General features: G+C 72.3%; 13 protein-coding genes. 6 read left to right on the forward strand and 7 right to left on the reverse strand.

Annotated elements, in window-relative coordinates; genetic code table 11:
- Window positions 1–29 precede the first annotated feature (29 nt).
- From ACFYX0_RS19085 to ACFYX0_RS19095, 3 genes are read left to right on the forward strand one after another with little or no spacing between them, the layout of a single operon-like run.
- Complete coding sequence (locus tag ACFYX0_RS19085; protein ID WP_388971588.1) at window positions 30–794, forward strand: SDR family oxidoreductase; 765 nt, start codon at window positions 30–32, stop codon at window positions 792–794.
- Window positions 791–2449, forward strand: a complete 1659-nt coding sequence (locus tag ACFYX0_RS19090; RefSeq protein WP_388971590.1) for a class I adenylate-forming enzyme family protein — start codon at window positions 791–793, stop codon at window positions 2447–2449. Before ACFYX0_RS19085 ends, ACFYX0_RS19090 begins: the two co-directional genes overlap by 4 nt.
- A 37-nt stretch (window positions 2450–2486) precedes the next feature.
- Window positions 2487–3080 (forward strand): TetR/AcrR family transcriptional regulator, encoded by a 594-nt coding sequence (locus ACFYX0_RS19095; protein WP_355908918.1) that lies wholly within the window; start codon window positions 2487–2489, stop codon window positions 3078–3080.
- A 55-nt stretch (window positions 3081–3135) separates the two neighbouring features.
- Here ACFYX0_RS19095 and ACFYX0_RS19100 read toward each other — a convergent pair whose 3' ends face one another.
- The 7 genes from ACFYX0_RS19100 to ACFYX0_RS19130 all read right to left on the reverse strand — a co-directional run bounded on the left by ACFYX0_RS19100 (window position 3136) and on the right by ACFYX0_RS19130 (window position 8894).
- Window positions 3136–4350: an acyl-CoA dehydrogenase family protein gene (locus tag ACFYX0_RS19100; protein WP_388971592.1), complete on the reverse strand. Its 1215-nt coding sequence runs from the start codon at window positions 4348–4350 to the stop codon at window positions 3136–3138.
- Between the two features lie 6 nt (window positions 4351–4356).
- A complete protein-coding gene (locus ACFYX0_RS19105) occupies window positions 4357–5379 on the reverse strand; it encodes a phosphotransferase family protein (RefSeq protein WP_388971594.1) in 1023 nt (340 codons plus the stop codon).
- Between the two features lie 155 nt (window positions 5380–5534).
- On the reverse strand, window positions 5535–6446 hold the full coding sequence (locus tag ACFYX0_RS19110) for an MBL fold metallo-hydrolase (protein ID WP_355908924.1): 912 nt from the start codon (window positions 6444–6446) through the stop codon (window positions 5535–5537).
- 120 nt (window positions 6447–6566) lie between these two features.
- The gene (locus ACFYX0_RS19115; protein ID WP_388971596.1) at window positions 6567–6893 is read right to left on the reverse strand and encodes a DUF202 domain-containing protein; all 327 of its coding nucleotides are present in this window, start codon (window positions 6891–6893) and stop codon (window positions 6567–6569) included.
- Complete coding sequence (locus ACFYX0_RS19120; RefSeq protein ID WP_388971598.1) at window positions 6890–7282, reverse strand: YidH family protein; 393 nt, start codon at window positions 7280–7282, stop codon at window positions 6890–6892. The genes ACFYX0_RS19115 and ACFYX0_RS19120 overlap by 4 nt, the downstream gene beginning before the upstream one ends.
- 99 nt (window positions 7283–7381) lie before the next feature.
- Window positions 7382–7900 (reverse strand): NUDIX hydrolase, encoded by a 519-nt coding sequence (locus tag ACFYX0_RS19125; protein WP_388971600.1) that lies wholly within the window; start codon window positions 7898–7900, stop codon window positions 7382–7384.
- 100 nt (window positions 7901–8000) lie between these two features.
- Entirely contained in the window at window positions 8001–8894 is an 894-nt protein-coding gene (locus ACFYX0_RS19130) for a DMT family transporter (protein WP_388971602.1), read from the reverse strand.
- 251 nt (window positions 8895–9145) lie between these two features.
- Here ACFYX0_RS19130 and ACFYX0_RS19135 point away from each other — a divergent pair, with 251 nt between their 5' ends.
- The 3 genes from ACFYX0_RS19135 (at window position 9146) to ACFYX0_RS19145 (ending at window position 12319) form a co-directional block, all read left to right on the forward strand.
- The gene (locus ACFYX0_RS19135; protein ID WP_388971604.1) at window positions 9146–10801 is read left to right on the forward strand and encodes an FAD-binding dehydrogenase; all 1656 of its coding nucleotides are present in this window, start codon (window positions 9146–9148) and stop codon (window positions 10799–10801) included.
- Window positions 10802–10923: 122 nt separating this feature from the next.
- The gene (locus ACFYX0_RS19140; RefSeq protein ID WP_388971606.1) at window positions 10924–11697 is read left to right on the forward strand and encodes a molybdopterin-dependent oxidoreductase; all 774 of its coding nucleotides are present in this window, start codon (window positions 10924–10926) and stop codon (window positions 11695–11697) included.
- Window positions 11681–12319 (forward strand): cytochrome b/b6 domain-containing protein, encoded by a 639-nt coding sequence (locus ACFYX0_RS19145; protein ID WP_388971608.1) that lies wholly within the window; start codon window positions 11681–11683, stop codon window positions 12317–12319. Before ACFYX0_RS19140 ends, ACFYX0_RS19145 begins: the two co-directional genes overlap by 17 nt.
- Window positions 12320–12333 lie beyond the last annotated feature (14 nt).

The following is a 12333-nucleotide window of genomic DNA, read 5'->3' on the forward strand; positions in this document are numbered from 1 at the left end:
GCCCAGTCGTGTCGCGTCGAAGGAGACCGATGGTGGAAGCCGTGCAGGATGCGGGAGTGGTCGTCACCGGGGCGGGCGGCGGGATCGGGGCCGCGCTGGCCCGCCGCTTCGCCGCCGAGGGAGCCCGGGTCGTCGTCAACGACCTGGACGCCGGACGGGCGAAGGCCGTGGCCGACGAGATCGGCGGTGTCGCGGTTCCGGGCGACGCCTCCGCGATCGTGGCCGAGGCACGGGACGCCCTCGGCGGCACGATCGACATCTACTGCGCCAACGCCGGCCTCGGCTCCGGCGGCACCGAGGCCGCCGACGAGGAGGTCTGGGTGCAGGCCTGGGACGTCAACGTCATGGCGCACGTCCGCGCCGCCCGGGCCCTGCTGCCCGCCTGGCTGGAGCGAGGCGAGGGCCGCTTCGTCTCCACCGTCTCGGCCGCCGGGCTGCTCACCATGATCGGCGCCGCCCCGTACAGCGTCACCAAGCACGGGGCCTACGCCTTCGCCGAGTGGCTCTCGCTGACCTACCGCCACCGCGGGCTCAAGGTCCACGCGATCTGCCCCCAGGGCGTACGCACGGACATGCTGACCGCCTCCGGAAGCGCCGGTGAACTGGTACTCGTCCCGACCGCGATCGAACCGGCGGACGTCGCCGACGCGCTCATGAAGGGCATCGCGGAGGACCGGTTCCTGATCCTGCCGCACCCCGAGGTCGCCGAGTACTACCAGGCGCGCGCCACCGAGCCGGACCGCTGGCTGACGAACATGAACCACCTCCAGCAGAAGTGGGAGGCCGCCCAGTGAGCACGTCCCGTTACGCCGCCAAGCCCTGGCTCGCCCTGCTCAACGACGCCCAGCGCGCCCCCGTCAGCCCCGCCGACTCCCTGGTGCACGCCCTGCGCACGATCCCCGGGGACCGCACCGCCCTCGCCTACTTCGACGGCCGGATCACCTACGCGGAGCTGGACGAGCTCACCGACTCGGTCGCCGGGCACCTCGCCGCCCGCGGCCTCGAACCGGGCGACCGGGTCGCGATCATGCTGCAGAACTCCCCGCACTTCGTGATCGCCCTGCTGGGGGCCTGGAAGGCGGGCGCGACCGTCGTGCCCGTCAACCCGATGTACAAGTCGGGCGAGGTCACCCACGTCCTGAAGGACGCCGAGGTCAGCGCCCTGGTGTGCACCGACCGCGCCTGGGAGGCCTATCTGCGCGCCACCGCCGAGGGTTCGCCGGTCCGCATCGTGCTCACCGCCTGCGAGCTGGACCTGCAGACCCGGGGCGACGCGCGCGTGCTGACCTTCGAGCGGGCGGAACCGGCCGCCGACGCGGACGACCTCGTGGCCGTCGCCCGGCAGGGCCACCCGGCGCCCGGGGGCCGCGACCCGGTGCCCGCCGGCATAGCGCTGATCAGCTACACCTCCGGCACCAGCGGCACCCCCAAGGGCGCCACCAACACGCACGGCAACATCATGTACAACGCCGAGCGGCAGCGCACCGGACTGGGACTGCCCGAGGTGCCGGTCTACTTCGCGCTGGCACCCCTGTTCCACATCACCGGCATGGTCGCGGAACTGGCGGCCTGCCTCGTCAGCGCAGGCGTGCTCGTCCTCGCCTACCGCTTCGACCCGGGCGTCGTCCTCGACGCGTTCGCCGAGCACCGGCCGCACTACACCGTGGGACCCTCGACGGCCTTCATGGCGCTGGCCGCCCACCCGTCCGTCACCCCGGACCACTTCTCCTCCTTCCACGGCATCTCCTCCGGCGGAGCCCCGCTGCCGCCCGCCCTCGTGGAGAAGTTCCGGGCCGGTTTCGGGCCGTACATCCGTAACGGCTACGGCCTCACCGAGTGCACCGCGCCCTGTGCCTCCGTGCCGCCCGGCCGGGAGGCCCCCGTGGATCCCGTCTCCGGGACGCTGGCCGTCGGCGTCCCGGGCCCCGACACGGTCGTCCGTATCGTCGACGACCAGGGGGAGGAGGTGCCGTTCGGCGAACAGGGCGAGATTGTCGTCCGGGGGCCGCAGGTCGTGCCCGGCTACTGGGGGCGGCCCGACGCGACCGCCGAGACCTTCCCGGACGGGGAACTGCGCACCGGCGACATCGGGTTCATGGACGAACAGGGCTGGCTGTACGTCGTCGACCGCAAGAAGGACATGATCAACGCGTCCGGCTTCAAGGTGTGGCCGCGCGAGGTCGAGGACGTCCTCTACACCCACCCGGCAGTGCGCGAGGCGGCCGTCGTCGGCGTGCCGGACGGCTACCGGGGGGAGACGGTCAAGGCGTTCATCAGCCTCCGGCCGGGCGCCGAGAGCGACCCGGACGCGCTCGCCGCGTACTGCAAGGAGAGACTGGCCGCATACAAATACCCGCGCCAGGTGGAGATCCTGCCCGACCTGCCGAAGACCGCGAGTGGGAAGATCCTTCGGCGGGAACTGCGTTCCCGATCGCAGACGATCCGGTAGACATCGGGTGGACATCGAGGAAAGGCAGGTGGCGGCAGTGCCCAGAACGACGGACGGGGACGGTACGCCCGTCCCGCAGCGGCTGCTGGCCGCCGCCACCCGGCTCTTCGCCGACCAGGGGTACGACCGCACCTCCGTGCAGGAGATCGTCGAGTCGGCCGGCGTCACCAAGGGGGCGCTGTACCACTACTTCGGCTCCAAGGACGATCTGCTGCACGAGGTGTACGCGCGCGTGCTGCGCGTCCAGCAGGAGCGCCTCGACGCCTTCGCGGACGCCGACGAGCCGATCGAGAAGCGGCTGCGGGGCGCCGCCGCGGACGTCGTCGTCACCACGATCGAGAACCTCGACGACGCGATGATCTTCTTCCGGTCGATGCACCATCTCAGCCCGGAGAAGTACAAGCAGGTCCGCGCCGAGCGGCGCCGCTACCACGAGCGGTTCCGCGCGCTGATCGAGGAGGGCCAGAAGGAGGGCGTGTTCTCCACCGCCACGCCCGCCGACCTCGTGGTCGACTACCACTTCGGCTCGGTGCACCATCTGTCGACCTGGTACCGCCCCGACGGACCGCTCACCCCCCAGCAGGTCGCCGACCATCTGGCGGATCTGCTGCTGCGGGCCCTGCGGCCCTGAGTCTTCGCGCATGCGTGAGGGGCGGCCGTCTCCACGGCCGCCCCTCACGCGTGTCTCACAGGTACTTCTTCAGCTCCCGGCGCGCCAGCGACCGCTGGTGCACCTCGTCCGGGCCGTCCGCGAGCCGCAGCGTCCGGGCCGCCGCCCACAGCTCGGCCAGCGGGAAGTCCTGGCTCACCCCGCCCGCGCCGTGCAGCTGGACCGCCTGGTCGATGATGTCGACGACCGTGCGCGGGGTGGCGATCTTGATGGCCTGGATCTCGGTGTGGGCGCCCCGGTTGCCGACCGTGTCCATCATCCAGGCGGTCTTCAGGACCAGCAGCCGCAGCTGCTCCACGGCCACGCGTGCGTCGGCGATCCAGTTGTGCACGACGCCCTGCTGGGCCAGCGCCTTGCCGAACGCGGTACGCGAGACGGCCCGCCGGCACATCAGCTCGATCGCCCGCTCGGCCATGCCGATCAGCCGCATGCAGTGGTGGATCCGGCCCGGACCGAGCCGCGCCTGCGCGATGGCGAAGCCGCCGCCCTCCTCGCCGATCAGGTTGGACACGGGCACGCGCGCGTGGTCGAAGACGACCTCGGCGTGACCGCCGTGGGAGTGGTCCTCGTAGCCGTAGACCTGCATCGCGCGCTTGACGTGCACACCGGGGGTGTCGCGCGGGACCAGCACCATCGACTGCTGACGGCGGATGTCGGGCCCGTCCGGGGCCGTCTTGCCCATCACGATGAAGATCTTGCAGTCCGGGTTCATCGCCCCGGAGATGTACCACTTGCGGCCGGTGATCACGTAGTCGTCGCCGTCGCGCTCGATGCGCGTGGTGATGTTGGTGGCGTCCGAGGAGGCCACCTCCGGCTCGGTCATCGCGAACGCCGACCGGATCTCCCCGGCGAGCAGCGGCTCCAGCCACTGCTTCTTCTGCCGCTCGTCGCCGAACTGGGCGAGCACCTCCATGTTGCCCGTGTCGGGCGCGGCGCAGTTCAGCGCGGTGGGCGCGAGGTGCGGGGAACGGCCGGTGATCTCGGCGAGCGGGGCGTACTGGAGGTTGGTGAGCCCGGCGCCGTACTCGGCGTCCGGCAGGAACAGGTTCCACAGACCCTGCCGGCGGGCCTCTGCCTTGAGTTCCCCGACGATCGCGGGGGTGTCCCAGGGCGAGGCGAGCCGTGCGCGCTGCTCCTCGGCGACGGCCTCCGCCGGGTAGACGTGCTCGTCCATGAAGGCGAGCAGCTTGGCACGGAGTTCCTCGGTGCGCGCGTCGAATGCGAAGTCCATGGCGGATCAGCCTTCCTGGAGGGTGGTCAGGCCGTGCTCGATGAAGAGGGGCACCAGTTCGCCGATGCGGTCGAAGCCCCGTCCGACGGTCTGGCCGAGGGTGTAGCGGTAGTGGATGCCCTCGAGGATCACGGCGAGCTTGAACCAGGCGAACGCCGTGTACCAGGAGACGGCGGTGAGGTCGCGCCCCGAGCGGGCGGCGTAGCGCTCGATCAGCTCGGCCGGGTCGGGGTGTCCCGCGGCGGTGGCGGTGGTGGAGATGGGGGAGTCCTCGAGCCGCAGCGGCACGCTGTACATCACCAGCAGGCCGACGTCGGTGAGCGGATCGCCGAGCGTGGACATCTCCCAGTCGAGGATGGCGGCTATCCGGTCGTCGTCGCCGAGCAGCACGTTGTCCAGGCGGTAGTCGCCGTGGATCACGGTGGGCGCGGGCGAGACGGGCAGCGAGCGGCCGAGCGCCGCGTGCAGCTCGTCGATGCCGGGCAGATCGCGGTTGCGGGAGGCGTCCAGCTGCTTGCCCCAGCGGCGCAGCTGCCGGTCCAGGAAGCCCTCGGGGCGGCCGAAGTCGGCGAGCCCCACCTCGGCAGGGTCGACCGCGTGCAGTTCGACGAGGGTGTCCACCAGACCGAGGAGCGCGTTCCGGGTCCGCTCGGGGCCGAGCGGGGCCAGTTGCTCGGCGGTACGGTAGGGCGTGCCCTCGACGAAGTCCATCACATAGAAGGGAGCGCCCAGGACCGAGTCGTCCTCGCACAGCAGCACCGTCCGCGGCACCGGGACCGCCGTCGGGTGCAGCGCGCTGATCACCCGGTGCTCGCGCTTCATGTCGTGGGCGGTGGCCAGGACATGTCCGAGCGGGGGGCGGCGTACGACCCACCGGGCGGTGCCGTCCGTGACGGCGTAGGTGAGGTTCGACCGCCCGCCCTCGATCAGCCGGCCGGTCAGTGGACCGTCGACCAGGCCGGGCCGCTCGGCGTCGAGCAGGACGCGCAGCCGGTCGAGATCGAGACCTGGCGGGTGGTCTGGGCTCATCATTGCTCCTACGGACGACGAAACGGGACCTGCATCATGATGCCGACCGGTCGGTATGTCGTCCAGTATGTAGTGCGAACGTGATCGGCGCCACGAACGCGTCGTGGCGCCGAGGGGCCGGGCGGCCGTCACGGCGGCGCTGTGCCGCCGTGCTCTCACGCGTGGCAGGCCACCATCTCCCCGCCGTTCAGGACGGCCATGTCCTGGAAGGCGGACAGCAGATCCAGGGGAGTGCCCTCAGGACGTCCGTCCAGCTCGGCATAGGCGCGGTGCAGATTGGCCACCAGCCGCTCGCTCTCCCGCCACTCCGCGAACTCCCCGAGATCGGTGGCCAGCGCGGCCTCGAGCGGCGTACGCCCCGCCGCGTGGTGCTGCTGCGCCACCTCCGCCACGAACCGCAGATAGCGCTCGGTGCGGTCGAACTCCGCCGGGTCGGTGATCCCGCCGTGGCCCGGCACCACCGTCTCGGCGCCGAGACCGCGCAGCACGTCGAGGGCGCGCAGCGAGCCGCTCAGCGAACCCATCAGGACGAACGGCGTACCGCCCTCGAAGACGAGGTCGCCGGCGAACAGCACCCGCCGGTGCGGCAGCCACACCACGGAGTCCCCGACGGTGTGGGCGACACCGGGGTGGATGATCTCCGCGGCGATCCCGCCGACGTGCACCGTCGTCCGGTCGGTGTACGTCAGGTCGGCGCCCTGGATGCGGATGTCCCCGTAGTCGACCCCGGGCCACACCAGCTCCAGGTTGTGCCCGCTCGCCAGCGCCTCCCGTCGGCAGTCGACGTGCGAGACGATCGTCGCGGACGACGCGAAGAGGCCGTTGCCATAGGTGTGGTCGCCGTGGTGGTGGGTGTTGACGACGAACCGCGGCGCGGGCGCCCCGGTGGCCTCGACCGCGGCGGCCAGCGCGCGGGCACGCCGTTCGGTCGCCGCGGTGTCGACGAGCAGGGTCGTGGACCCGTCCCCCACGAACCCGGCGTTGTTCAGACACCATCCGCCGTCCGGCTGGATGTAGGCGTGCACGTCGTCGGCGAGTGCGAACGTGTACGGCTCGGCTGCGGTCATGGAATCCCCTGAGTCGTCGTCAACGGGTGATCAAGCCTGCCAGTCGGCAGCGGTCCCGCGACGGCCGGGGTGGCGTGTCCGGCTGCGGGACCCCGCACGCGGGGCGTTCGGGGCGTGCGCTCAGAACACCAGCGCGACCGCGCACAACGCGAGGGCGGCCGTGCAGAGGGTCGCGGCGGCGGCATGACGGGGCCGCAGACGTGGCGGACGCCCGGCCTCCGCGGTGGCCAGGGCACGGATGCGGCCATGGGCGACGGCCAGGAAGCCCAGCCAGAGCAGGCCGCACAGGGTGACCACGACCAGGCCGGCCGCCGTCCCGCCGCCGTGCAGCGCCGCCTTCGCGGCCAGCACGGCGGCCACCGTGCACGACAGGGTGGTACGGCGCCAGGCGAGCCGGGTGCGTTCCGGCTGGAGTCCCGGATCGCGCTCCGGGGCCGGGACGCTCATCCCGCCCAGCCGAAGAGAACGATGACGACCATCGCGACGGCCACCACGGCGACGGCGATGCTGAGCAGTGCCGGGAACCGGGACGCGGGAAGGTCCTCGCCGCGCCGCATCGCCCGTTCGCAGCGCACCCAGTGGTTGATGGCGCGCAGCGCGCACAGCACGCCGGCGGCGAGCAGCCCCAGGGCGAGCCCCGCCCGCCAGGCCCAGCGCAGACCCGGCAGGAACTGGTCCACCGCGAAGCCCCCGCCGATCAGCGCCAGCGCGGTCCGCAGCCAGGCGAGAAAGGTGCGCTCATTGGCCAGCGAGAAGCGGTAGTCGGGCGTACGGCCTTCCTGCCGGATGTCCTGGGGCGCAAACCACAGCCGGACGTTCCGCACGAATTCGCTCACGAACAGGACCCTACCGGTCCGCCCACGGGGGGTTCGGCGGGGCGTCGGCGAGCGCGGCCGGAGCGGGCCGGCGAAGGCCCGTCGGCGCGGGCGAGGAGGTCAGACCGCCGACCGGCGGTGCTCCTTGAGCCGTTCGTACGCGGCCAGACCGTCCGGGACCCACTCCCACTCGGGCAGCCGGCGCTCCACCTCCTCCTCCGGCAGGAAGGCGTGCCAGGCGACCTCCTCGACCTGAGGGCTGACGGGCAGTTCACAGCGCACCTGGTAGACCGCGGACCACCAGGAGCGGCCGGCGCCGTCGTCGTACAGGAACCTGAACAGCGGCTCGGGCCGGGGCAGCCCGCTGACGCCGAGTTCCTCCTCCGCCTCCCGCAGGGCGGCATCGTCGTAGGTCTCACCCGCGCCGACCACCCCGCCGACGAACATGTCGTACAGCGACGGGAAGACCAGCTTGGTGGGGGTGCGGCGATGGACGAAGAGCCGCCCCTCGCCGTTCCGCGCCTGGATGAACACGCACCGGTGGCGCAGCCCGCGCGCATACGCCTCACCGCGCGGCGACTGTCCGATGACCCTGTCGTTCTCGTCCACGATGTCGAGGAGTTCGTCAGCGGCACTCATGGACTCATCCAAGCAGCCCCGACCGGCGGTCGCCCGGCCGGGCCCGGCCCCTTCCCGGGCGCGCGGCCCGGGCTCCGCCCGCGCGCGGAGGACCCGCGCCTCACCCGGGCTGCAGATCCTTCTCCCGTTCCGGCTCCGCCGTCCCCCGGGGCATGGCCGGGTGCAGACCGAGCAGCACGATGCCGAGGACGATCCCCGCGAGCCCCGCCGCCTCCCAGGCCAGCGCGCCCGTGTCGGTGCGCAGCCGGTCGCCGAGGAAGCCCACCCCGCAAACGATCCCGGCCAGCGGCTGGGCGGCGGTCAGCGCGGGCAGGGACATCCGCAGCGGTGCCGTCTCGAACGCGCTCTGCACCAGGATCAGCCCCGTCACCCCGAGCACCAGCACGCCGTAGGGCTGCCAGCCGGTGAGGAACTCCGCCCAGCCGCCTGCCGTGAGCCGCTGTCCGCTGACCCGGGTCAGCGCGTCCTGCACCCCGTACAGCAGCCCCGCCGCGAGGCCCAGCAGCACCGGCCCGATGATCAGCCGCGACTTCTTCGCATACGTCGTCAGCAGCAGTGCGAGCCCGACCATGACGCCGATGATCAGCCAGTGCCGTACGGGATCCGTGACCGCGACGCCCGCTCTGGGCCGGCCCGCCACGATGAACACCGTGACGCCACCGGCGAGCAGCCCGAGCCCCGACCAGCCCTGACGGCCCAGGGACTGCTTGGTCTGCCGGCGGGACTCCGCCAGCGCGAACAGCAGGTTCGTGGCGACCAGCGGCTCGACCAGGGAGATCTCGCCATGGGCCAGCGCGACGGCGCCGAGCGCCATGCCCACCACCATCAGGCCGATGCCGCCGAGCCAGCGAGGCACCTTCATCAGGTCCAGCAGCAGCCGTGGCGAGAGGAAGTCGCTGAGCGGCGCCTGCTGCGCGGCGTTCTGCTGCAGCACGAACCCGGTGCCCAGGCAGAAGGCCGCGCTCACGGCGAGGGCGAGAACCAGTACCGACACGCTGTACCTCGATGATTCAGCGGGGTCACGGGATGCGTATCACGCCGACTGTAACGCCCCGGCCGGGCGCCCGCCCGGGGTTGACCGCTTCCGGTCGGGCCCCGCCCGCCCATGAGGGCCCGCACGCGAAAGTGCGGACGGCGCCGGGTACCCGGAAACAGGCGGTTGACGCCGTCACTCTTCCTGCCGAAGGATCTGACCCGTCGGTAACCCCCAAACCGACTGGTCGTCACGGCGAGAGGAACCGGCCCATGGTCTACGACGCTGATGTCATCGTGATCGGGGCGGGCCTCGCCGGGCTCGCCGCGACCGCGGAACTGGTCGACGCGGGCCGGAAGGTGATCCTGCTGGACCAGGAGCCCGAACAGTCGATGGGCGGCCAGGCGTTCTGGTCCTTCGGCGGCCTCTTCCTCGTCGACTCGCCGGAGCAGCGCCGGATGCGGATCAGGGACAGCCACGCCCTGGCCGTGCAGGACTGGATGGGCACCGCCGGCTTCGACCGCCCCGAGGACCACTGGCCGCGGAAGTGGGCGGAGGCGTACGTCGATTTCGCGGCCGGGGAGAAGCGGGCCTGGCTGCACCGGCAGGGCGTCCGTTTCTTCCCGGTGGTCGGCTGGGCCGAACGGGGCGGCTACGACGCCACCGGCCACGGCAACTCCGTCCCCCGTTTCCACATCACCTGGGGGACCGGCCCCGGGGTGATCGCACCGTTCGTACGGCGGGTGCGGGCCGGGGTCGCGCGCGGTCTCGTCCAGCTGAGGTTCCGTCACCGGGTCACCGGCCTCTCGCGCAGGGCGGGCACCGTCGACACCGTCACCGGCGAGGTCCTGGAGCCCTCGGACGTGGCGCGGGGCAAGGCCAGCAGCCGTACGGTCACCGGGGCCTTCGAGCTCAGGGCGCAGGCGGTGATCGTCACCTCGGGCGGCATCGGCGGCAACCACGACCTGGTCCGCGCCAACTGGCCCGAGCGCCTCGGCAGTCCGCCGGAGCGGATGGTCTCCGGCGTGCCCGCGCACGTCGACGGAAAGATGCTGGGCATCGCCGAGGGGGCGGGCGCCCGCCTGATCAACCGCGACCGCATGTGGCACTACACCGAGGGGCTCAACAACTGGGACCCCATCTGGGAGAACCACGGCATCCGCATCCTGCCGGGCCCCTCCTCCCTCTGGTTCGACGCCCGCGGCCGGCGCCTGCCGGTCCCGCTCTTCCCCGGCTTCGACACCCTCGGCACCCTCGAACACATCATGCGGACCGGGTACGACCACACCTGGTTCGTGCTCGACCAGAAGATCATCGGCAAGGAGTTCGCGCTCTCCGGCTCCGAGCAGAACCCCGACCTGACCGGCAAGTCGGTCCGGGACGTGCTCGGCCGGGCCCGCGCGGATGTGCCCGGGCCGGTCAGGGCGTTCATGGACCACGGTGTCGACTTCGTGGTCGAGAAGGACCTGGGGGCGCTCGTGCGCGGCATGAACGCGCTCACCGAGGAGCCGCTCATCGACGAGGCCGAACTGCGCCGTGAGATCGTCGCGCGCGACCGGGAGATCCTGAACCCGTTCACCAAGGACCTCCAGGTGACCGCGATCCGCGGGGCCCGCCGCTTCCTCGGCGACCGCCTGGTTCGCACGGCCGCCCCGCACCGCATCCTCGACCCCAAGGCGGGCCCCCTGATCGCGGTGCGGCTGAACATCCTCACCCGCAAGTCGCTCGGCGGCCTGGAGACCGATCTCTCCGCACGGGTGCTCACCGAGGGCGGCGACCCGCTCTCGGGCGTGTACGCGGCCGGCGAGGCGGCGGGCTTCGGCGGCGGCGGGGTGCACGGCTACCGCTCCCTGGAGGGCACCTTCCTGGGCGGCTGCCTGTTCTCGGGACGCACGGCCGGACGTGCGGCGGCGAGGGCGATCGGCTAGCTGGCCGAGGGCGTTCTGGGAAGGGCCTGCTTTCTGAGAACAAGGTGTGAAGATATGACGGATTCCTGACGTCCACCCGTCCCCCCTGGCCCCGAGGGGGTGCCGAGTGCTCGAATCGGTCTGTGAACTCTGAACGACCCGAACAGCGGGACGCACCGGAGCCCGCGGACCGGGAGACACCCGGGCCCCCCGCGACCGGCACCCCGATAGGCCGCCGGCTCCTGCTGGGGACCCTGGGACTCGGCGCGCTCGGTGTCGTCGCCGCTCCCACGCTCCAGCGCGGCCTGGAGGGCTTCCTCGGCAGCGTCTCCGGCAAGGACCCGACGGGCCTGACCGGACTGCTGCCCAACGGCGGCGGCTTCCGCTACTACTCCGTGACGGCGTCCGTGCCGGACCGGGGCGAGCACGACTACCGCCTCACCGTGGACGGCCTGGTCGACCACCCGAAGACCTACACGCTCGCCGACCTGCGGGCCCTGCCCCAGACCCGGCTGGTGCACGACGTCCAGTGCGTCACGGGCTGGCGGGTGCCGAAGACTCCCTTCGAAGGAGTACGGCTGGCCGCGCTGCTCGAGGCCGCGGGGGTGCGCTCCTCCGCCGGCGCCGTCCGCTTCACCTGCTTCGACGGGGCGTACACCGAGAGCCTCACCCTCGAACAGGCGCGCCGCGACGATGTCCTGGTCGCCCTCCGGATGAAGGACAAGCCGGTCACCCACGACCACGGCGGCCCGGTACGGCTGTACGTGGCGCCCATGTACTTCTACAAGTCCGCCAAATGGCTCTCCGGCATCACGGTCACCCGGGACGTGCGTCCCGGGTACTGGGAGGACCGGGGATACGACGTCGACGCCTGGGTCGGCCGGTCGAACGGACGGGACGATGCCCCCACGAGTTGACGCCGCGCACCCCGTCTCCGCCTCCGCCCCGGCCCGGGTACGGCGCTTCACCCGCGCGGAGCGCTGGGTGCACCGGGCGACGGCCGCGCTGATGGGCGTGTGCGTGGCCACCGCCGCCTGTCTCTACATCCCGGAGTTCGCGGAGCTGGTGGGCCGCCGCGAACTGGTCGTGCGGATCCACGAGTGGGCCGGGCTGCTGCTCCCGGTCCCCGTCCTGGCGGGCCTGGCCTCCCGTGCCTTCCGCGCGGATCTCGGCCATCTCAACCGCTGGGGGCCGCACGACCGGATCTGGCTGCGCGCGGCCCTGCGCCGGGACCGGCGCCGCGCGTCCCGTCCCGCGGGCAAGTTCAACGCGGGCCAGAAGACGTACGCGGCCTGGATCGCGGGCGCCACGCTGGTGATGCTGGGCACGGGGCTGCTGATGTGGTTCACCCACCTCGCCCCGCTGGTGTGGCGCACGTCGGCGACGTTCGTCCACGACTGGCTCGCCCTGACGATCGGGGTGGTCCTCGCCGGCCACATCGGCATGGCCCTCGGCGACCCGGAGGCCCGGCACGGGCTGCGGACCGGACTGGTCAGCCGCAGCTGGGCGGAGCGGGAACATCCGCTGTGGCGGCCTTAGCCGCCGGGCCGGGC

The sequence above is a fragment of the Streptomyces sp. NPDC002573 genome, from assembly GCF_042889625.1.
GTDB lineage: Bacteria > Actinomycetota > Actinomycetes > Streptomycetales > Streptomycetaceae > Streptomyces > Streptomyces gibsoniae.